This window comes from Marinobacter halodurans, assembly GCF_004327985.1.
Taxonomy (GTDB): domain Bacteria; phylum Pseudomonadota; class Gammaproteobacteria; order Pseudomonadales; family Oleiphilaceae; genus Marinobacter_A; species Marinobacter_A halodurans.
Genome location: NZ_SJDL01000029.1, coordinates 20,522 through 41,928, shown reverse-complemented (window position 1 = coordinate 41,928; position 21,407 = coordinate 20,522). Strand labels below are relative to the sequence as shown.

At 62.7% G+C, this 21,407-nt stretch carries 18 protein-coding genes; 9 read left to right on the top strand and 9 right to left on the bottom strand.

Features of this window, described 5'->3' with window-relative positions; all coding sequences use genetic code 11:
• Window positions 1–14: 14 nt before the first annotated feature.
• Window positions 15–470 (bottom strand): MaoC family dehydratase, encoded by a 456-nt coding sequence (locus tag EZI54_RS16680; RefSeq protein ID WP_131483020.1) that lies wholly within the window; start codon window positions 468–470, stop codon window positions 15–17.
• Between the two features lie 119 nt (window positions 471–589).
• On the opposite strand from EZI54_RS16680, the gene EZI54_RS16675 reads away from it, so the two are divergent.
• The gene (locus tag EZI54_RS16675; protein ID WP_207389248.1) at window positions 590–1,624 is read left to right on the top strand and encodes an NADP-dependent oxidoreductase; all 1,035 of its coding nucleotides are present in this window, start codon (window positions 590–592) and stop codon (window positions 1,622–1,624) included.
• A 119-nt stretch (window positions 1,625–1,743) separates the two neighbouring features.
• Here the strand turns inward: EZI54_RS16675 and EZI54_RS16670 are convergent, their stop codons facing one another.
• The 3 genes from EZI54_RS16670 to EZI54_RS16660 all read right to left on the bottom strand — a co-directional run bounded on the left by EZI54_RS16670 (window position 1,744) and on the right by EZI54_RS16660 (window position 5,193).
• Window positions 1,744–2,505 (bottom strand): class II aldolase/adducin family protein, encoded by a 762-nt coding sequence (locus tag EZI54_RS16670; RefSeq protein WP_131483018.1) that lies wholly within the window; start codon window positions 2,503–2,505, stop codon window positions 1,744–1,746.
• A 338-nt stretch (window positions 2,506–2,843) separates the two neighbouring features.
• Window positions 2,844–3,986: an acyl-CoA dehydrogenase family protein gene (locus EZI54_RS16665; protein WP_131483017.1), complete on the bottom strand. Its 1,143-nt coding sequence runs from the start codon at window positions 3,984–3,986 to the stop codon at window positions 2,844–2,846.
• Window positions 3,987–3,996: 10 nt separating this feature from the next.
• A complete protein-coding gene (locus EZI54_RS16660) occupies window positions 3,997–5,193 on the bottom strand; it encodes an acyl-CoA dehydrogenase family protein (protein ID WP_131483016.1) in 1,197 nt (398 codons plus the stop codon).
• 443 nt (window positions 5,194–5,636) lie between these two features.
• Here EZI54_RS16660 and EZI54_RS16655 point away from each other — a divergent pair, with 443 nt between their 5' ends.
• Window positions 5,637–6,983 carry a DcaP family trimeric outer membrane transporter gene (locus EZI54_RS16655; RefSeq protein ID WP_242674504.1) on the top strand — a complete coding sequence of 449 codons (1,347 nt, stop codon included), beginning with the start codon at window positions 5,637–5,639 and terminating at the stop codon, window positions 6,981–6,983.
• A 157-nt stretch (window positions 6,984–7,140) separates the two neighbouring features.
• Here EZI54_RS16655 and modC read toward each other — a convergent pair whose 3' ends face one another.
• The 5 genes from modC to EZI54_RS16630 form a co-directional block, all read right to left on the bottom strand.
• On the bottom strand, window positions 7,141–8,244 hold the full coding sequence (gene modC / locus EZI54_RS16650) for a molybdenum ABC transporter ATP-binding protein (RefSeq protein ID WP_131483015.1): 1,104 nt from the start codon (window positions 8,242–8,244) through the stop codon (window positions 7,141–7,143).
• Entirely contained in the window at window positions 8,234–8,932 is a 699-nt protein-coding gene (gene modB / locus EZI54_RS16645) for a molybdate ABC transporter permease subunit (protein WP_131483014.1), read from the bottom strand. Before modB ends, modC begins: the two co-directional genes overlap by 11 nt.
• Before the next feature lie 9 nt (window positions 8,933–8,941).
• Window positions 8,942–9,718, bottom strand: coding sequence for a molybdate ABC transporter substrate-binding protein (gene modA / locus EZI54_RS16640; RefSeq protein WP_131483013.1), 777 nt, complete (start codon window positions 9,716–9,718; stop codon window positions 8,942–8,944).
• 74 nt (window positions 9,719–9,792) lie between these two features.
• A complete protein-coding gene (locus EZI54_RS16635; protein ID WP_131483012.1) occupies window positions 9,793–10,170 on the bottom strand; it encodes a winged helix-turn-helix domain-containing protein in 378 nt (125 codons plus the stop codon).
• A 247-nt stretch (window positions 10,171–10,417) separates the two neighbouring features.
• Window positions 10,418–11,623, bottom strand: coding sequence for a 3-oxoadipyl-CoA thiolase (locus tag EZI54_RS16630; protein WP_131483011.1), 1,206 nt, complete (start codon window positions 11,621–11,623; stop codon window positions 10,418–10,420).
• A gap of 183 nt (window positions 11,624–11,806) precedes the next feature.
• Here EZI54_RS16630 and EZI54_RS16625 point away from each other — a divergent pair, with 183 nt between their 5' ends.
• The 7 genes from EZI54_RS16625 to EZI54_RS16600 all read left to right on the top strand — a co-directional run bounded on the left by EZI54_RS16625 (window position 11,807) and on the right by EZI54_RS16600 (window position 21,395).
• Window positions 11,807–12,976 carry a hypothetical protein gene (locus tag EZI54_RS16625; protein WP_242674503.1) on the top strand — a complete coding sequence of 390 codons (1,170 nt, stop codon included), beginning with the start codon at window positions 11,807–11,809 and terminating at the stop codon, window positions 12,974–12,976.
• Complete coding sequence (locus EZI54_RS25100; RefSeq protein WP_242674502.1) at window positions 12,955–13,155, top strand: hypothetical protein; 201 nt, start codon at window positions 12,955–12,957, stop codon at window positions 13,153–13,155. The genes EZI54_RS16625 and EZI54_RS25100 overlap by 22 nt, the downstream gene beginning before the upstream one ends.
• 377 nt (window positions 13,156–13,532) lie before the next feature.
• Window positions 13,533–14,348 (top strand): IclR family transcriptional regulator, encoded by an 816-nt coding sequence (locus tag EZI54_RS16620; RefSeq protein WP_131483010.1) that lies wholly within the window; start codon window positions 13,533–13,535, stop codon window positions 14,346–14,348.
• Window positions 14,349–14,650: 302 nt separating this feature from the next.
• Complete coding sequence (locus tag EZI54_RS16615; protein ID WP_131483009.1) at window positions 14,651–16,744, top strand: 3-hydroxyacyl-CoA dehydrogenase NAD-binding domain-containing protein; 2,094 nt, start codon at window positions 14,651–14,653, stop codon at window positions 16,742–16,744.
• Window positions 16,745–16,831: 87 nt separating this feature from the next.
• The gene (locus EZI54_RS16610) at window positions 16,832–18,016 is read left to right on the top strand and encodes an acetyl-CoA C-acyltransferase (protein ID WP_131483008.1); all 1,185 of its coding nucleotides are present in this window, start codon (window positions 16,832–16,834) and stop codon (window positions 18,014–18,016) included.
• A 243-nt stretch (window positions 18,017–18,259) separates the two neighbouring features.
• Window positions 18,260–20,062 (top strand): acyl-CoA dehydrogenase, encoded by a 1,803-nt coding sequence (locus tag EZI54_RS16605; protein ID WP_131483007.1) that lies wholly within the window; start codon window positions 18,260–18,262, stop codon window positions 20,060–20,062.
• Window positions 20,063–20,288: 226 nt separating this feature from the next.
• Window positions 20,289–21,395: a zinc-binding dehydrogenase gene (locus EZI54_RS16600; RefSeq protein WP_131483006.1), complete on the top strand. Its 1,107-nt coding sequence runs from the start codon at window positions 20,289–20,291 to the stop codon at window positions 21,393–21,395.
• Window positions 21,396–21,407: the final 12 nt, after the last annotated feature.

Genomic DNA, 21,407 nt, shown 5'->3' with positions numbered 1-21,407 from the left:
ACATCTAATAGGGCTCAGCGCACGTACATCACCAGATTTTCCGCCACGCAGGCCGGCTTGTCCTCACCGTCGATCTGCACCGTGGTGGTGTAGGCGGCCAGCACACGCTGATCGTCCACGGCGGTGACCTCTTTCAGGGTCACTTCCGTACGAATCGCAGAGCCGGACTTCACGGCGGCGGGAAAGCGCAGCTTGTTGAGGCCATAGTTGATGCTGGCGCTGGTGCCGGTCACGTGGATGACACCCTGGTTGAGCAGGGGAATCAGCGATACGGTCAGGAAACCATGGGCGACCGGGCTTTTCCAGGGCGCCTCCCGTTTGGCACGCTCCACGTCCACGTGGATCCACTGATGGTCGCCGGTGGCGTCGGCAAAGGCCTGGATCATGTCCTGGGACACGGTTTTCCAGGGACTGTGGCCGATCAACTGGCCGGTGTATTGAGAGAGGTCAGCCAGGGCAATCTCTTTCATGTCACGTCCTTTTTGTTGGAGTTAGTTTCGCACTGTAATACTTGATTTCAAATTCATTCTCGCCAACCCGCCAGCCGGGTGCAACCGGTTTGGCGTCATCGATAAAGGAGAATATGACCATGGCCACGAATCAGCAGATTATCCTCGCCGCCCGCCCCACCGGCATGCCGGACGAGCGCCACCTGGTCCTGCAGGAGGCGCCCATGCCGGAGCCGACGGAGGGTGAAGTGCTGCTCAGGACGATTTACCTGTCGCTCGACCCCTACATGCGGGGGCGCATGTCGGACGCGGCCTCCTACGCGAATCCGGTGTCTGTGGGCGATGTGATGACCGGCGGCACCGTCAGCGAAGTGGTGGAAAGCCGTTTCGATGGCCTCGAACCGGGCGATATCGTCTTCAGCCATGCCGGCTGGCAGACCTACGCGACAGCTCCGGGCAAATCGTTGCGCAAGCTGGATCCGAAGGCCGCACCGATCAGAACCGCCGTAGGCGTGATGGGGATGCCCGGCTTCACCGCCTACGTGGGCCTGCTCGACCTGGGGCAGCCGAAGGCGGGTGAAACCGTGGTGGTTTCGGCGGCGGCCGGTGCCGTTGGGCAGGTGGTCGGGCAGATCGCCAGGATTAAGGGCTGCCGCGTGGTCGGCGTGGCCGGCGCCGAAGACAAGTGCCGGCACGTGGTCGAGGCCTACGGCTTCGATGCGTGTGTGAACTACAAGGACGATGACTTCGAAGCGCAGTTGGACAAGGCCTGCCCGGACGGCATTGATGTCTATTTCGAGAACGTCGGCGGCAAGGTATTCGATGCGGTGATGAAGCGGGTGAACGTGTTCGCCCGGATTCCGGTCTGCGGCCGGATTGCCCACTACAACCAGACCGAACTGCCGGAAGGGCCGGACCGCCTGATTCCGTTCATGGGCAAGGTGCTGGTCAAGCGGCTGATGCTGCGCGGCTTCATCCAGACCGATCACATCGAGCGTCAGCCGGACTTCCTGAAGGACATGGCAGGCTGGATACAGAGAGGTCAGGTCAAGTATCAGGAGGACATCGTGGACGGGCTGGAGAACGCGGTGAGTGCGTTCCAGGGGCTGCTGGAAGGGAAGAATCGGGGCAAGATGCTGGTTCGGGTGGCTGAGGACCCGACTCGCAAGGCCTGATCATAGCTTTTAATGTAGCCGACGCTTCAGCTTCGGAGCGGACGACAGTCCGCCGGGGTCATTCGGGAGCCTGGCGGCTCCTCCGAAGCTAAAGCATCGGCTACACCCTCGGGAGCGCCTTAAACGGCGTACCCCGGATTCTTGCTGTCCAGCATCCGCAACAGGGCCGGCCAGGTCAGCCTGGCCGCCTTACCCAGCGACTGGGACTGCTCGCGGGTGGTCTCGATCGCCGTATCCGACGGCATGAAGGTCGGTCCACAGGCCTGCGCCTTCACCTGGATTTCACAGGCCTTCATCAGGAAATAGAGGTAGGTGAAGGTCTCCGGCACGTCGTGACCGGCGGTTAGAATGCCGTGATTGCGCAGGATCAGCATCGATTTGTCGCCAATATCGTTGATCAGGCGATCGCGCTCGTCCAGGTTCAGGGCGACACCCTCGTAGTCGTGGTAGGCCACGTGATCCAGGCACAGCATCGCGGTCTGGCTCAGCGGCAATAGACCGTCGCGGTGGGCGGATACGGCCACGCCATCGGCGGCGTGCAGGTGCATGACCGCACCGGCGTCTTCGCGGCCCATGTGAATCGCGCTGTGAATGGTAAAGCCCGCCGGATTGACCCGCGCCAGTCCGCCGGCTTCCACCACATTGCCGTCCTGATCCACTTTCACCAGCGAGGACGCGGTGATCTCGTGGAACAGCAGGCCATAGGGGTTGATCAGGAAATGGTGCTCCGGTCCGGGCACCCGCGCGGACAGGTGGGTGAACACCAGATCGTCCCAGCCAAACAGTGCCACCAGACGATAGGCGGCCGCCAGATCGCAGCGGGCCTGCCATTCCTGCTTCCGTAATGCCTTGTCTTGCTCTTGTTCTTGATGGACTTGCATAAGGCCTCCTTCATGAGGTGGAGCCGGAGTGTCTCCGGCTATATCACTTTGATTGTGATTCGGTCATTTCATGATGAACGGAGTCGCTCTATCTCGTCAGCCGGGAAGAAGCGAAGGGATGTTCATGCTGAAGGAGGGACATGGACGTCCCGGCCGTCTAATGCAACGTAGGCAAGGGCATCCCTTCGCTTCCTGCACTGAACTCAGCAGGCTACAAACCACCTGTCACCGCCATGATTAAAAAAGGGCAGCAAAAGCTGCCCCGAAATGGGTCTCTAAGGGGTATGACATCCAGAGGATGTCTGAGACCCGGCTCCTCGCACAGAGAACGTGCCTGGTTACGAGGCCTGCAGCAGGCTCGCGTACTGTTCCAGGTGGAAATCGTCATCACCGAACTGGTGATTGATCATGATCAGACGCTTGGCGTAATGCGCCAGGCTGTATTCCCAGGTCATGCCGATACCGCCGTGCAGTTGGATGGACTGCTCGGCGATGAACTGACCGGCGCGGCCGATGACGTTCTTGGCCGCGGCCAGGATGCGGTCGCGCTCGTCGCTGGCGTCATCGTTAGCCACGCTGGCGGCCAGGATCGACATGGAGCGGGCCTGCTCCAGTTCCGAACTCATGTCCACCATGCGGTGTTGCAGGACCTGGAACTTGCCGATGGGCACACCGAACTGCTTGCGGGTCTTGAGGTAGTCCAGGGTCAGCTTGATCGCTTCTTCCATCGCGCCCACCGCTTCGGCACACAGTGCCGCCACGGCACGACCGGTCTGGTAGTGGATGGCTGCCCCTGCCTGGCCTTCCTCGCCGATCAGCGCGTCAGCACCGACCTGGACGTTGTTCAGGAACACATCACAGCCCTTGGCGCCGTCCATGGTCGGGTAGACCCGACGCTCAACGCCTTCGGCGTTGGGATCAATGGCAAACAGGGACAGGCCGTCCGCATCGCGGCTGTCGCCGCTGGTACGGGCAGAGACCAGGATCAGGTCGGCCGCGTGACCGCCGATCAGGACGCCCTTGCGACCGTTCAGAACGTAGCCGCTGCCGGATTTTTCAGCGCGGGTCTCGACGTCGTTCAGGTTGTAGTGACTCTGGGGCTCGTCCAGGCCCACGGCAATCTTGATCTCGCCGGTGGCGATGCGGCTCAGCCACTCTTCTTTCTGGTTGTCGTTGCCGGCCTGGCTGATCAGGCCGCCGCCGAGAACCACCGTCTGCATATAAGGCTCCAGGCACAGGCCGCGCCCCAGTTCGGTCATGACCGACTGCACGTCCACCCCGGAGCCGCCGAAGCCGCCCAATTCTTCCGGGAAGGGCACGGCGCACAGGCCGAGTTCGCCCAGCTGCTTCCAGAACTCTTCGCTGTAGCCCAGCTCGCTTTCGCTGTACTTCAGACGCTTTTCGAATTCGTACTCACCGCGGACCAGGCGCGCCACGGTGTCCTGCAGCATCTGCTGCTCTTCATTCAGGTTGAAGTCCATGGGTGCCTCCTTACAGTCCGAGAATCATCTTGGTGACAATGTTCTTCTGGATCTCGTTGGATCCGCCAAAGATCGACAGCTTGCGCATGTTGAAGTACTGCGGTGACAGCGCAGCGCCGTCCGGATCGGACAGGTGGTCGCCTTCAAATTCCAGAGCCAGCTCTTCTTCCACGAACGGCTGGGCGTAGGGACCCAGGGCGCGACGGGACAGATCGGTAATGGCCTGACGCAGTTCCGTACCACGGACTTTCAGCATGGAACTCTCGGCACCCGGGACACCGCCGCCTTCGACAGAAGCGATGATGCGCAGGTTACTGATGGAGGCCGCCATCAGGTCGATTTCCACCTGGGCCACGCGCTGGGCAAAGGTCGGATCCTCGATCAGCGGACGGCCGTTCTTCTTCTGGCGGCCGGCAATGGCTTTCAGGTGGCTCAGGGCCGCCTTGGAAGCACCGATGCCCGCCAGACCGGTGCGCTCGTAGGTGAGCAGGTACTTGGCGTAGGTCCAGCCTTTGTCTTCGTCACCGACGAGGTTTTCCACCGGCACTTTGACGTCGTCGAAGAAGACTTCGTTGACCTCATGCTCGCCGTCCAGGGTGATGATCGGACGCACGGTCACGCCCGGGGTTTTCATGTCGATCAGCAGGAAGGAAATGCCTTCCTGGGCCTTCACCTCGGTGTTGGTGCGCACAAGGCAGAAAATCATGTTGGCGTGCTGACCCAGGGTGGTCCAGGTCTTCTGGCCGTTGACGATGTAGTGGTCGCCCTCGCGCACCGCACGGGTCTTCAGAGACGCCAGGTCAGAACCGGAGCCGGGCTCGGAGTAACCCTGACACCACCAGTCCTCACCGCTCAGGATGCGCGGCAGGTAATGCTGCTTCTGCTCTTCGCTGCCGAACTTGATGATGACCGGGGCGACCATGTTGACCCCGAACGGGATGGAGCGGGGCGCGCCGTAACGGCAAGACTCTTCGTCCCAGATGTGCTTCTGAACGGCGGTCCATTTCACACCACCGTACTCTTCCGGCCAGTGGGTGGCGTACCAGCCCTGCTTGACCAGGATCTGTTGCCAGCGCTCGTGGTCGGCCCGGCTCATCCGGCGGCCCTCTTTGACCTTGGCAGCAATATCGGCCGGCAGTTTCTCCTCGAGGAAGGTCCGGACTTCATCCCGGAAGGCCAGTTCGTCGGCCGTGTAGTTCATGTTCATTGATCAACCTCTCGGTTCATTGTTCTGTCTGTCGACATCTTCACGCCGTCGATGGCGCTTATTTGTGTTGTGAAAGATGGTACCGCATAGCAGAATTAAACGAAGGATGAATCATGATTGTTCTTGTGTCAATCGCTGTGAATGTGCCAAATCGTCGATACCTATACGTCGATCAGCAAAATTTAGTTTTAAAAGGTTGTGAATGGAAACTGCTTTGTCTATATTCGGAATTGCAGAAGCTGGTATTGCTAGGCGAAACTAGTGCTCACTTAGATACCGCTTGGCGAAACATAACGTTGAATAACAAACCAAAAGCCAGCCGAAGTAATAAAAATAAAGACGCACCCAAGGGAAGCCCGTCCATCGCTGGTGGCAGACAGGCTGCCGGAAGCTGGCCGGACTCCGGGTTTCCAAACACAACAAGACATAAAACGAGGTTTGCAATGACAATAAGAAACGCGTCATTCAGCGCACGTCTCCTCACCCGCGCCATTGCCCTGGCAGGCCTGCCGCTGATGGCCGTCATGTCCACCGCCACTTTCGCCCAGGATTCCCAGAGCGCACAAAGCGATGAAGTGGAACAACTGCGCCAGCGCGTGGACCAACTGGAAAAGACGCTTAAAGGTGCCGTGGCATCGGCTCCGGAGCTGAATGAAGACAATCCCTATATCCTGCGTGAGGGCGACGGCCTGAAGATCGGCGAGACCACGATTTCATTCGGTGGTTTCATCAAGGCCGATGTGATTACCGGCTCTGGCGGCGATGGCACGCTGAACACCTACTCCGTTGGTCTACCCAGAACCTTTGCCAAGGCTGCGGCGTCCGATAACAACAGCTGGAAGACCGGCTTCTCGGCGCGCGAGTCGCGTCTGAGCATCGGTACGGAAACGGACGATGTGGCCGGTCACGACTTGCGCACCTATCTGGAGATGGACTTCAACCAGGCCATCGACGCGCCGGGCAACGAAGTCGTTTCCAACAGCTACGCGCCCCGCCTGCGCCAGGCCTACGGTAACTGGAACGGATGGGATTTCGGTCAGACCTATACCACCTTCACCGATCTGGCGGCCCTGCCGGAAATCCTGAACCAGGGTAAGATGGCGGCGTTCATCTACACCACCCAGCCGATGATCCGCTACAGCATGGCGGCGCCTGGCGGTAAATTCATGGTGGCCCTGGAAAACCCGGAAGACGGTTACGGAAGCAATTCCTACGATGACCAGTCCTATCCGGACCTGACGGCCCGTTACCAGATTCGCGGTAAGTACGGCTTCTACTCCGTCGCCGGTGTCCTGCGCAACCTGGAAGACGATGCATCCGATGACGAGCAACTGGCCGGTGCCGTCTCGCTGAGCGCCCGTATCCCGACCATTGGTCGTGACGATCTGCGTATGCAATACAGCTACGGTGCACTGGGTCGCTACATGGGTCTGTTCACCTATCCCGACGTGGATCTCGCGGCCCAGGGCGGCGGTGAGGTCAAGGCGCTCAAGAGCTACGGTGCCACGGTGGCCTATCGCCACTACTGGTCTGCGACCTGGCGTTCGAACCTGGTGGGTTCGCACACGGAAATCGTCAGCGACCTGACCAATCCGGTGGCCACACCCGGGGCCAACGGCACGCTGAGCTATTTCGACACTTCCACGTCGGTTCACGCCAACCTGATCTGGCAGGCGAATCGCAAACTGCAACTGGGTCTCGAGTACGCCTATTGGGACTTCGGCAACATTGCCGACGGCGGCAGCAGTCAGTACGAGCAGGTCATGGCCTCGGCCAAGATGTCGTTCTGATTCCGGCCGGACTGGAGAAAAACGTCTAACGGGCCGGTCCGACCGGCCCACCTTCAGGTTACTCTGTTGTTTTGCCTATTGCGCCCCGACTCTGCCTCGGGGCTTTTTTATGCCCGGGGCTGCGGTATCGTCGACGCCATGATGCCCCGCCGTGGGGTTAGCGTCGCAGTGCAAACGCCACGGTCTTCACCAGCACCGTCACTTCCTGCCCCGCGTCCAGTGCCAGTTCCTCAAACGATTTCCGGGTCAGGCGCGCCCGCAACGACTGGTTGCCCAGTTGCAACCGGACTTCGATGGCGGTCGGATTATCGGGTAGCACGGCCGTGTCGGTGATGGTGGCCTGCAACTGGTTGCGGTAGGAGGAGCCGGAATGGGGGGCGAGTGCCAGGGCGACATCGCGGACCGGTATCCGCAGTCTCAGCCGTTCGCCGACAGCGGCATCCACCGCCGGGATGGTCAGATGCTGGCCATCGTTCAGCGTCAGCAACGTCAGGCCATAGTTGACATCCTGCCCGACCACTTCAGCCTCGATCACCGAAGCCGCATCGAACCCACCCAGCTCCGCCGTGAGATCGAACCGCATCAGCAGGTCGTCCAGCGGCCCGCTGGCCAGGACCCGGCCCTCATGCATCAGGACCAGGTGGTCGGCGATCGCCGTCAGTTCTTCCGGGTCGTGGCTGACATATAGGATGGGAATTGCGATCTCGCGGGTCAGGCGCAGGATGAAATGCAGCAGTTCTTGCTTGCGTGGGCCATCCAGGCCGGTCAGGGGCTCATCCATCAGCAGCATGCGCGGTTCGCTCAGCAGGGCGCGGCCGATGGCAACGCGTCGGGCCTCGCCGCCGGACAGGGTTGCCGGGAAGCGATCCAGCAGGTGGTCGATACCCAGCAGGGACACGATGGATGCAAACCGCTCCGGATCCGGTCGGGGCATGCCGTAGGTCAGGTTGCCGCGGACCCGGTAATGCGGGAACAGGCGGGCTTCCTGGAACACCACCCCCAGGCGGCGTTTGTGGGGCGGCACGAAGGTCCTGTTGCCGGTATCCACGAGGCAGTCGCCACCGATGTGGAGGGTTCCGCTGTCCGGCCGGTCCAGGCCCGCGATCAGTCGCAGCAGGCTGGTCTTGCCACTACCGGAAGCCCCGAACAGGGCGGTGACACCGTGGGCAGGGAGGTCCAGGGCCGTTTGCAGGTGGAAATCGCCGGGGCGATGGTCCAACTGAAGACGCAGTCCGGCATCCTTCGGTTGCCTATCCGTCATCCCGCCCCCGCAGTCGTTGCCGCGCCCGCCGCGCAAGCCATTCTGAAATCATCAGTGACGCCATGGCGATAGCGATGGACAGGATGCACAACCTGGCGGCGGCGCCCTCGGCTCCGGGCGTCTGTATCAGGGTATAGAGCGCCAGCGGCAGGGTGCGGGTCTCGCCGGGAATGTTGGCGGCGAAGGTGATGGTGGCACCGAATTCCGACAGGGCACGGGCGAATGCCAGCACGGCGCCGGTCAGCAGGCCGGGCAGGGTCAGTGGCAGGGTGATCGTGCGGAACACCCGCCAACGGCTGGCCCCCAGTGTGCTCGCGGCTGCTTCGAGCTGTGTGTCCACGGCCTCCAGGGATAGCCGGACGGAGCGTACCAGCAGGGGGAAGGCCATCACCCCGGCCGCCACGGCTGCGCCCTGCCAGGTAAAGGGCAGTTGGATGTTGAAGGTCTGGTCGAGCCATTGCCCGATAACACCGCGCCGTCCCAGGGCGAGCAGCAGCAGGTAGCCAACGACCACCGGTGGCAGCACCAGCGGCAGGTGCAGCAGGCCGTCCAGTGCTGACTTGCCGGGGAAATCCCGCCGCGCCATCAGCCAGGCCAGGGCGATACCGGGCACGATGATCCAGGCGACGGCACTGCCGGCGACCTGCAGGCTGATGCGGATGGCGTCCCATTCGGCGGCGCTCAGCATAACGGTCGGTCAGTGGTCTTTGGCCGGCGCCGGCGAGAAGCCGAAGCGCTGGAAGATGGCCATGGCCTCGGGGCCGGCCAGCCACTGGCGGAAGTCGTTCAGGGCGCTGCTGCGGGCCGGGACGATCAGGGCGGCCGGATAGGTAATGGTCTTGTGGCTGTCCTCCGGGAACAGGCCCAACTGGCGGACGGCTTGGCTGGCTTTGGCGTCGGTCTGGTAGACGATGCCAACCGGTGTTTCGCCACGCTCCACCAGCGCCAGGGCGGCGCGGACGTTGTCGGCCCGGGCCAGGCGGTCCTGCAGTTCGTGCCATTCTCCCAGGCTCTGCAGGGCCTGTTCGGCGTAGATGCCGGCCGGTACGTGGGCCGGATCGCCGGTGGCGATGCGCTCCCCTTTTTGCAGCAGCGAGACGATGGGCTTGCCAGTACCCGGTGTGAAGTTGTCGACCGGGCTGTCTTGCGGGGCAATCAGGGCCAGCCGGTTTTGCAGCAGGTCACCGCGTTCGTTGAGTTCGATACCCTGCTTGCCCAGCCAGTCCATCCACTTTTCGTTGGCGGAAACGTACAGGTCGGCCGGTGCGCCATTGGCGATCTGGCGGGCGAGGGTGGAAGACGAGGCGTACACCGGCACGATATCCACGTCGTGCTTGGCTTCATAGGCGCTGGCCACGGCGTCCATGGCGTCAGTCAGGGAGGCGGCGGCATAGACGCTGATGCTTGTCGCGGCCAGGGTCGGCGTCGCCAGAAACAGGCTGGCCAGGAAGAGCAAAAGAGCGCGAACGAACATGTTGGATTCCGTTATGTATAAATGGAAATAGCGGGATCACTATAGCCGCTCATGTCTTCAGCGCCAAGCCGGGGTTATGGATCCGGTGCATCCGATGGCGCGAGGAGATTCAGTAATGCCTGGGTTTCGGGGGCGTTTTCGGCGGTGAGGCGAGTCTGCAAGGCCCGGTACTGCTCCAATACCCGGTGACCGAAATCGGTCAGCTCGGCACCACCCCGCTGGCTGCCGCCAGAGACGGTGGCAATGACCGGCGCGGCGAAGTGCTCGTTCATGGTGTTGATCAACTGCCAGGCTTTCTTGTAGCTCAGGCCCATTTCCCGGGTAGCGCTCGATATCGATCCGGTGCGGCCGATGGCGTCGAGCAGGTCGGCCTTGCCGGGCCCGATCACGACATCCTTGCCGGACACCAGGCGGAGCTGGAAGCGGGGATGTTGATGATGCGTACGAGTCATGGGGGTGTCCGCGTTGGAAATGTCTGGTTCTAACACGGATGGGAAGGGATAGACAGGGGGAAGCCAGTCGCTTTGATTTTCTCGACGACGGATAGAGAGCTCGTGCAAGGGAGCGGATGAACAGCCTTGCCGAAGGAGGGACAAGGACGTCCCGGTCGCATTAGCCGGCCAAGGATGGCCGTCTAATGCAGCGAAGGCAAGGCTGTTCATCCGCTCCCGGCAAACTTTGCAGTTAACGCTATTTGGTCTAACCCGCGACCCGCTCAATCACCGCCGCAATTCCCTGGCCGACACCAATGCACATGCTGATCAGGGCATAGCGGCCGCCGGTGCGTTCCAATTGGCGGGTGGCGGTGAGGGCGATGCGGGCGCCGGAGGCTCCCAGCGGGTGGCCGACGGCGATGGCGCCGCCGTTCGGGTTCAGGCGGGAGTCGGTCGGGTCGATGCCCAGTCGGGTGGTGCAGCCGAGCACCTGGGCCGCAAACGCCTCGTTGATTTCGATGACGTCCATATCCGCGATGGTCAGGCCGGCACGGGCCAGGGCCTTCTCGCTGGCGGGGACCGGACCGTAGCCCATCACCCGGGGCGAAACGCCGGCAATGGCAGCGGACACGACCCGCGCTCGGGGCTGTACGCCCGCCTTCTCGCCGGCTTCCCGGGATCCGATGATCAGGGCCGCCGCGCCGTCGTTGACGCCGGAGGCATTGCCCGCGGTGACGACGCCGCCTTCAAACAGCGTGCGCAGGCCGGACAAGGCTTCCAGGTTGGATTGCGGGCGCGGGTGTTCGTCTTTGTCTACGGTGACCGGGGGCTTCTTGCGGCCCTGTGGCACACCGATGCCCAGGATTTCCTCGTCGTAGAAGCCGTCCTTCAGGGCGGCGTCATAGCGGGCCTGGCTCTGGGCGGCGAAGCGGTCCACGACGTCCCGGGACAGGTCCAGCTCGCGGGCGATGTTATCCGCGGTCTGGGGCATGGTGTCGTTGCCGAATTCGTTCTCGACCCGTGGGTTGGGAAAGCGGGCGCCGATGGTGCTGTCGAACAGGCGGAAGTCGCGGCTGTAGGGCGCTTCGCTCTTGGCCATGACAAACGGCGCCCGGCTCATGCTTTCGGCGCCGCCGGCGACGAACAGTTCACCTTCGCCACAGCGGATGGCCCGCGCGGCGTCGATGATGGCGGCCAGGCCTGAGCCGCACAGCCGGTTCACGGTCAGGCCGCCGGTTTCCACCGGGAGGCCCGCCATCAGGCCGGCGTGGCGGGCAATGTTGCGGGCGTCTTCCCCGGCCTGGTTGGTGCAGCCGGCAATCACGTCCTCATAGAGGGCCTTGTCGAAATCGTTCCGTTCGACCACGGCCTGGATCACGCTCGCCAGCAGGTCGTCCGGCCGGACTTTGGCCAGGGCACCGGCGTGGCGCCCGAACGGGGTTCTCAGGCCGTCGTAGATATAAGCGGACATGACGTCTCCCATCATCTGCGCCCCCGTCCGGCCGAAGGAACCGGAGAGGGGCTTGTATCATCGTGAATGTTGCTGTAATTGTTGATATGGTTTCATTGAGCGAAACTTAGTTTTGTATTTTGATCAGATTAAAGCGGAGGCTGCCTGAATGCAAGCGCTGGCGATGGCCGTTAAGGGCCGTAGATGACGGGGTATTTCCTGGCGTTTGCCGTGGTCTGTGAGCTTATGGCGCTGCTGACTGGCTTTCAGAGACTGAGCCTGCTTTCCGGGGCGGTTTTCCTGTTCTATTTCCTGCTGCATGTGCCCCGTCTGGAGGGTTATGCCCGCTACCTCATGCTGGTGACGGTCGCCGTGCTGACCGGGCTCACGGTAACGGGGCGCCTGTCGGCCGGGGAACTGGCGGAGTCCGCCCGGGCGGCGGCGTTCTATGGGGCCTTCCTGGGCAGCCTGGGGACCATGCAGTGTCTGGTGCGGCGCTTCGAGGTCCTGCGCCGGATCCATGACGTGCTGTTGGGTGGGCGCATGGCCTGGCTCTATCCGAAGTATGCCCTGACCAGCTGCGGCATCGCTTCGGTGCTGAACTTCGGTGTCATGAACCTGCTCTGTGGCTCGCTGGCGGACACGCTGGACCAGCGCGGTATGACCGGTGAAGCGCGTTTACGCTGGCTGCGCTCGGTGCTGACCAGTACCCTGCGTGGCTTTGCGCTGGTGCCGCTGATCGCGCCGACCAGTGTGGCAGTGGTGATCATCACCCGGGAGGTGACGACCCTGACCTGGTCCCAACTGATTCCGTTCAGCCTCTGTGCCGCCGTGTTACTGATCGGTGTGGGCTGGTGTCTCGAGTATCGGCGGTTCAGTCAGGTCAGCGCCGAGCGGGTGCGTCTGGACGGCTGGCCACCGGGAAGCGCCCGGCTGGTGATGGTCATCGGCGCGGTGTTCGCGTTGATGGCGCTGCTGGTGCTGTTCACGCCGCTGAACGTCTCCCGTGCCGCCATGCTGGCGGTGCCGGCGGTGACCGGCCTCTACATGTGGCACCAGGAGGGGCGTGTGCGGCCGGTTGTGGCCGAGGTCACGGAGAACATGGCGGGCCTGCACAACGAGATCTGCATTTTTGCGGCATCCGCCGCCCTGGGAGTTGCCCTGTCGAGCCAGGTGCCGCCGGAAATGCTGGCGCGGCTGCTCGACGGCCGGACCAACGAGTTCATGCTGATCGCGGCCGGCGTGCTGATCCTGCCGGCCTTTGCCTCGGCAGGCATCGCGCCGATTACGGTGCTCAGTTTCCTGTCGGGGTTGCTGGGGCAGTTGGTGGCGACCGGGCTGGATCCTTTGCTGTGGTGGCCGTGGCCCTGGTGATCGGCTTCTCGCTGGCGATGATGCTCTCGCCGTTCGGGCCGTCCGTCATGCTGTTGTCCCGCTTTGGCCAGATTTCCCGTTGGGTGGTGGCGTTCGGCTGGAACGGGCGCTACGCGTTGATGGCGGTGCCCCTGATGCTTGGGTTCCTCTGGGTATGCCTCACGGTGCGCTCGATGTAAGGGGTTTGCCGGACTGGAAAGGTTGTTGAAGTCAGCTAGCCTGTTTCGCGTGACAGAATAAAATATCGGCAATAGCTGTTTGTATATCGCAGTGGCTTCCTGGCGGAATCGTAATGAAACAAAAGGGAAGAGTGTTTCATATTTGGCACGACTTTTGATTAAAAGTCGGTGGTACTTGAATGGGACTCACCGTAAAATAGGACAAATTTCCAAACATCGGAGCACGTGAACCACCGTAGCTGCCGGACGTTGGCGCCAAGGGGCCCGAGTGGCGGTCCAGGCTGTGGCGACCATCGGCAAGGAAGAGGTTGCATCGGTTGCGACAGCGTGTCGATTCAGGGTGCATCCCTTAGGCTGTGGGAAACACAAGGCTATTTATGACTGCAAAAGAAAAGATCAAGCCGGACCTGAGCATTGACGGCAAACCGACGGGCCCTGAAAAGGATCGTAAATTCGTCGAGGCCCTGTCTCGTGGTCTGGATGTGCTGCGGGCATTCAGTCAGGGATCGGTGATCCTGGGGAACCAGGATATTGCCCGGTTGACCGGCCTGCCCAAGCCGACCGTGTCGCGGATGACCTATACCCTGACCAAGTTGGGTTACCTGAGCTACAACCCGCTGCTGGAGAAATACCAGCTCAGTTCCGGCGTGCTGGCCCTCGGCTACGCCTACGTGTCGAACCTCAAGGTGCGCCAGCTGGCCAAGCCCTACATGGACGAGTTTGCGCGTCGCACCAACATGTCCGTGGGCCTGACCTGCCACGACCGGTTGCACATGATCTACGTCGAAAACCGCATGCCGCCGGAAGCCACCCTGCTGCGGATGGAAATCGGTCTGCGCCTGCCCATGGCGACCACCTCGGCCGGCCGCGCCTACTGTGCCGCCGTCAGCGAAAGCCAGCGCAAGATCCTGATGGACGGCATGGCCAAGAAGTACGGCGATCAGTGGCCGGAGAAGCGGGAAGGTCTCGAGCGCGCCATGGAAGAGTACAGGACCTCCGGGTTCTGTCTGTCCCTGGGGGAATGGGATCGCAACATCAACTCCGCCGGCGTGCCGGTCCACCTGGAAGACGGCACCATCATGGTGCTGACCTGTGCCGCGCCGTCCTACCTGATTTCCGGCGAGAAGCTGCGCGACTCCATTGCCCACCAGCTGGCCATGCTGGCGAGCGATATCGAGGCGCTGGGCGTGTAAACCGCTTCGGTATCTCGTCATAACAGAAAACCGCAGGTTCCGGTCTGCGGTTTTTTTGTGCCTGAATGTCCGATAACCGCGTGGGTTGGGGCGTCCTGCGTCAGTCCGCTTACCCGGCCTCATCGACGGCGTGACGCGTTGTCTACGCTTCCTTAATACCGACTTGCCCGATTCGCCTTTCGATGCTGTGTCTCAATTTTCTGTTGAAACATCCGCTGAAAATGGTTTAAATCGTATTCAAGTTTCGCTTAATAAAACTATATTCCATGGAAAAGCGTTTGGACACGTATAAGGAGAACGCTATGTCAGAGGTCGTCACCTACCAACGCGAAGGCGCTGTCGGCGTCATTACCGTGAACTACCCGCCGGTCAACGCCCTCGGTCATGCCGTGCGCTCCGGCCTGCTGGCCGCGCTGGAACAGGGGCAGCAGGATGCCGAGGCCAAGGCGCTGTTGCTGGTCTGCGAAGGCCGTACCTTTATTGCCGGGGCCGACATCCGTGAATTCGGCAAGCCGATGCAGGAGCCGGGGCTGCCGTCGGTGGTCGAGGCCTTCGAGAGTTCCGACAAGCCGATCATCGCGGCCATCCATGGCACGGCCCTGGGCGGCGGCCTGGAAATGGCGCTGGGCTGTCACTACCGCGTTGCGCTGGAAAGCGCCAGGGTGGGGCTGCCGGAAGTGAAGCTGGGCCTGCTGCCCGGTGCCGGCGGTACCCAGCGCCTGCCGCGTCTGGCCGGTGCCCAGGTGTCGCTGGATATGATCACCTCCGGTAACTTTGCCTCCGCCGCTGAAGCGCTGCAGGACGGGATCGTCGACGCGGTCGAGTCCGGTGACGATGTGAAGGCCGTCGGTCTCGCTTTCGCGCAGAAGGTCATAGACGAAGGCAAGCCGGTCCGCCGGGTTCGCGACCTGAACGACAAAGTTGAAGCCGAGAAAGGCAGCGGGATTTTCGACCAGTACCGCGCCGGCCTGCAGAAGAAGGCCTGCGGCCTGTTCTCGCCGTTCAAGTGCGTGGACGCCGTGGAAGCCGCGTTCCAGCTGCCGTTCACCGACGGCATGAAGCGCGAGCGTGAGCTGTTCATGGAATGCATGGAATCGCCCCAGCGCGCCGGTCTGGTCCACGCCTTCTTCGCCGAGCGCGAAGTCTCCAAGGTCCCGGGCTTGCCCAAGGATACGCCGGTGCGTGACGTGAATACCGTCGGCATCATCGGTGCCGGTACCATGGGCGGCGGCATCGCCATGAACTTTGCCAACGTCGGCATTCCCGTGCGTCTGCTGGAAGTGAAGCAGGAAGCATTGGACAAGGGCCTGGCGATCATCCGCCGCAACTACGAGAACACCGCCAGGAAAGGCCGTATCACCCAGGCCCAGGTGGAAGAGCGCATGGCGCTGATCCAGCCCACACTGAGCTATGACGACTTCGCCGATGTCGACCTGGTGATCGAGGCCGTGTTCGAGAACATGGGCGTCAAGAAAGAGATCTTCGGCACCCTCGATAAGGTCTGCAAACCGGGCGCGATCCTGGCGTCCAACACCTCGACGCTCGACATCGACGAGATCGCCTCCGCGACGAGCCGTCCGCAGGACGTGGTGGGCATGCACTTCTTCAGCCCGGCCAACGTCATGAAGCTGCTGGAAAACGTCTGCGGCAGCCAGACCGCGGACGACGTGAAGGCGACCGTCATGGCCGTGGCCAAGCGCATCAAGAAAGTCGGCGTGCTGGTGGGCAACTGCTACGGCTTCGTCGGCAACCGCATGCTGCACCAGCGCGGCGCCGAAGCCACCAAGCTGGTCAACGAAGGCGCGTCCCCGCAACAGGTGGACAAGGTGCTGACCGACCTGGGCTTCCCCATGGGTCAGTTCGCCATGTCTGACCTGGCCGGCATCGACGTGGGCTACCGCATCCGTGAAGAACGCCGCAAGGCGGGCGAAGACGTGCCGGCAAGCTGGATGGACAAGCTGGCGGAAGAAGGCCGACTGGGCCAGAAAACCCAGGCCGGCGTCTACCTCTACGAGGAAGGCAGTCGCAAGCCGGTGGTGGATCCGAAGGTCGACGCCCTGATCGCCGAGTTCCGCAAGGAGCAGGGCATCGAGCCGCGTGAGATCAGCGACCAGGAAATCCTGGAACGCTGCATGTACGTGATGATCAATGAAGGCGCCAAGATCCTGGAAGAGGGCATCGCCGCCCGCGCCCTGGACGTGGATATCGTCTGGATCTACGGCTACGGCTTCCCGGCCTACCGCGGCGGCCCGATGTTCTGGGCCGACCAGGTGGGCGTGAAGGAAATCTACGACACGGTCAAACGCTTCCACGACACCCTCGGTGGCGACCAGTGGAAGCCGGCCGCTCTGCTGGAGCGCCTGGCCGGCGAAGGCAAGACCTTCGGCAGCCTCTGATTCCCCAGGCCAACAACGACAACGCGTTATCCCCCGGGGTAGCGCGTTTCACGCTAACAACCAGAAAACGCTTCTCAGGAGGCTCTCATGTCAGATGCCGTTATCGTCTCCACCGCCCGCACCGGTCTGGGTAAATCCTACCGGGGTGCCCTGAACAATACCCACAGCGTCGACCTGGCCGGTCACGTGATCCAGCACGCCGTCCAGCGCGCCGGGATTGATCCCGCCATCGTCGAGGATGTGATCCTGGGCGCGACCTTCCATGAAGGCGCCCAGGGCAAGAACATGGCCCGCCTGGCGGCGATCCGCGCCGGTCTGCCGGTCACCACCGCCGGCCTGTCCATCAACCGCTTCTGCAGCTCCGGCCTGCAGTCCATCGCGCTGGCGTCCCAGCGGGTGCTGTCCGAGAAGGTCCCGGCCATGGTCGCCGGCGGCGTCGAGTCCATCAGCCTGGTGCAGAACGACAAGATCAACCAGTTCCACGCCACCAACGAATGGCTGATGCAGAACAAGCCGGAACTGTACCTGTCGATGATCGAAACCGCCGACGTCGTGGCCCAGCGCTATGGCGTCAGCCGTGAAGCGCAGGACGAGTACTCCCTGATCAGTCAGCAGCGCACCGCGGCCGCGCAGGAAGCCGGTAAGTTCGACGACGAGATCGTCCCCTACGACGCCACCATGCTGGTGAAGGACAAGGAGACCGGCGAGGTCAGCGAAAAGCAGGTCACGCTCACCAGGGACGAGTGCAACCGTCCCAACACCACGTTGGAAGGTCTGGCGGGCCTGAACCCGGTACGCGGTGACGACCAGTTCGTGACCGCCGGCAACGCCAGCCAGCTGTCCGACGGCGCGTCGGCGTGTCTGGTCATGGACAGCACCTACGCCGAGAAGAACAACATTGAACCGATGGGCATCTTCCGCGGCTTCGCCGTTGCCGGCTGCGAGCCGGATGAAATGGGCATCGGTCCGGTCTTCGCGATTCCGCGTCTGCTGGAGCGCACCGGCCTGACCATGGACGACATCGACCTGTGGGAGCTGAACGAAGCGTTCGCATCCCAGGTGGTCTACTGCCGAGATCGTCTGGGCATTCCGATGGAGAAACTGAACGTCAACGGCGGCTCCATCTCGATCGGCCATCCGTACGGCGTGACGGGCTCCCGTCTGACCGGCCACGCGCTGATCGAAGGCAAGCGCCGCGGCGCCAGGTATGTGGTGGTCACCATGTGCATTGGTGGTGGCCAGGGGGCGGCCGGGTTGTTTGAGGTCGTTTAAGACCTGGGTAACCAGAAGGGTTAAGGTGCCTGACGACGCCGCGGTGATGGCCGTCGCGGGCGCCGATGGCGCCTCAGAAGCTGAAGCATCTGCTACATGCTCGAGTGGGCGGCCCAATGTAGCCGACGCTTCAGCTTCGGAGCAGCCCGAGAGGGCTGCTGTTCACACCCTCGAGCGCCCGGGTGAAAACGACTCAAGAAATCCACGTCTTTGCAGCAACACCAAAAATAACAGGTCAACGCCATGCAGCAGCGCATCATCAATCCCCACGATCTCGCCTTCCAGCTGTTCGAACTGCACCGCACGGAAGATGTCCTCCAATACGACCGCTACGCCGACCACAGCCGCGAAACGCTTGAGGCGGCGCTGGATCTGGCCCTGAAAGTGGCCGCGGAAGAATTCGCGCCCCACGCCCGTCTGGTGGATGAGGAAGAGCCCACCTTCGAGAACGGCCGGGTCGAGATGCGTCCGGAAGTGAAAAGGGCGCTGGACGTGCTGCGCGAGACCGGTCTGATGGCCGCCGGCCAGGATTATGAACTGGGCGGTATGCAGCTGCCCGCGGCCGTGGCGCAGATGTGTGTGGGCCTGCTCAAGGGCGCCAATGTCGGCACCCAGGGTTATGCGGGCCTGACCATCGCTGCGGCCAACCTGATCCTGGCCCACGGCAGTGAGGAGCAGAAGGAGCGCTACGCCCGTCCTATGCTGGCGGGACGCTTCTTCGGCACCATGTGCCTGACCGAACCCCACGCGGGCTCGTCGTTGGGCGACCTGAAAACCCGGGCCGAACCGGCCGGGGACGGCAGTTATCGTCTGAAGGGCAACAAGATCTTCATCTCCGCCGGTGACCACGAACTGAGCAAGAACATCGTGCACATGGTGCTGGGTCGACTGCCGGACGCGCCGGCGGGTGTTAAGGGCATTTCCCTGTTCCTGGTGCCCAAGTTCCTGGTGAACGATGACGGCTCTCTGGGCGAGCGCAACGATGTGGCGCTGGCCGGATTGATCCATAAGATGGGCTATCGTGGTACCACGTCCACCATGCTCAATTTTGGCGAAAAAGACGGCGCCATCGGCTACCTGGTGGGCGAACCCCACAAAGGCCTGGCCGCCATGTTCCACATGATGAACGAAGCCCGCATCGGGGTCGGTCTGGGAGCGGTCATGCTGGGCTATACCGGTTACCTGCACGCGCTGGACTACGCCCGCGACCGCAAACAGGGTCGCCCCATCGGCGAGAAGGATCCGAATACCGGCCAGGTGCCGCTGACCCGGCACGCGGATATCCGGCGTATGCTTCTGACGCAGAAGGCCTATGTCGAGGGTGGCCTGTCCCTGTGCCTGGAAGGCGCGCGCCTGGTCGATGAGAAGAAATTTGCTGACAGTGACGCCGCGAAAGCCGAGGCGGCCGGCCTGCTGGATCTGCTGACGCCGCTGATCAAGTCCTGGCCGTCCCAATTCTGCCTGGAGGCCAACAGCCTGGCGATCCAGGTGCACGGCGGCTATGGCTATACCCGGGAGTACCCGGTGGAACAGTTCTATCGCGACAACCGCCTGAACCCGATCCACGAGGGCACCCACGGTATCCAGGGTATGGACCTGCTGGGTCGCAAGGTGATGCAGGCCGATGGCCAGCACTACCGGGCGCTGCTCAAGCGCATTCGCCGGACGATTGACGAAGCGCTGGCGGTGCCGTCGCTGGCGGACAACGCGGTGCGGCTCGACAGGGCCCTGGCGCAACTGGTGCAGGCGACCGATGCCATCAACGTCGTGCGTGTCTCCGGTGCCACCGAGCGAGCCCTGGCCAATGCCTCCCTCTACCTGGAGGCCTTCGGCCATACGGTGGTCGGCTGGCTGTGGCTGCGCCAGGCCCAGGTGGCACTGACCGGAATCGACAACGGCGGCCCCCAGCCGGAAGCTTTCTATCGTGGCAAGCTGCGGGCCTGCGACTATTTTGCCCGCTATGAACTGCCACGGGTCAGCTCCCTGGCCGGATTGTTGGCCGAGGTGGATACGACCGCCCTGGACATGACGGAATCGGAGTTTTAACAGTTGACGTCGGGGCCTGACGCCGCGTTTACCCCCTAAGATAGCGGGGCGCGAATGGTCACCCTGGCCGGAGGAAGCACAAGGACGTGCTGGTCGGAATAGCGGCCAGGGACGGCCGTCTATTCCAGCGTAGGCCAGGGTGACCATTCGTGTCCCTGGCACGGACTGGAAGTCTGGGACGACATGGCAAAGTAATCAGGCGAAAACAACAAAGGAGATCGGACGAATGACACGTAATGCAAAAGCCGTGGTCTGCCGGGAATGGGGCCAATCCATCACCGTCGAGACCATCCAGGTGGCGCCGCCCAAGCGCAACGAAATCACCATCAAGGTGGCCGCCTGCGGCGTCTGCCACAGTGACCTGTCCGCCACCACCGGCAAGATCCAGTATCCGCCGCCCCTGGTGTTGGGCCACGAAGCCGCCGGCGTGGTGATCGAAGTGGGCGAGGGCGTAACCGACTTCAGGGAGGGCGACCACGTCGTCAGCTCCTTCATTTCCATGTGCGGCAAGTGCCGCCAGTGCGTGCGCGGCCGCCCGGTGCTCTGCGAAAACGCCCGCAAGGCCATGTTCACCCTGCCGGACGGCACCGTGCGCACCACCGATGCCGAGGGTAACGACCTCAACGTGTTTGGCGCCTGCGGCGTGATGGCGGAATACGCCACCCTGCATGTGGATAACGCGGTCAAGATCGAGGAAGGCGTGCCGTTGCAGAACGCCGCGCTGGTGGGCTGCGCGGTGATGACCGGCGTCGGCGCCGTGTTCAACACCGCCAGGCTGGAGCCGGGCTCGCGGGCCGCGGTGTTCGGCATCGGCGGTGTGGGCCTCAACGCCATCCAGGGCTGCGCCACGGCCGGCGCCGAGATGATCGTGGCCGTCGACACCAATGCGAAGAAACTGGAAATGGCCAAGGAATTTGGCGCCACCCACACGGTCAACATCAACGAGGTGGACGATGCGGCCAAGGCGGTCAAGAAGCTGACCGGCGGCGTCGACTACGCGTTCGAGTGTGTGGGGGCCGGCGCGGTGGTGGCCCAGGCCTACAAGTGCCTGGGACGTGGCGGTACCGCCGTGGTGGTGGGCGTTGCCGACCCGAAGGACAAGACCGAAATCGGCACCCTGTCCCTGCCGGCGGACGAACGCACCCTCAAGGGCAGTTGGCTGGGCTCGGCCCGGCCGCAGCACGATTTCCCCCGCATCCTGGCCCTCTACAAGGCCGGCAAACTCAAGCTGGACGAGCTGATCACCCAGACCTACAGCATCGACCAGGCACCCCAGGCATTCGATGATATGGTGGCTGGCAAGAACGCCCGTGGCGTTATCGTGTTCGACTGAGGTCAACCAAGG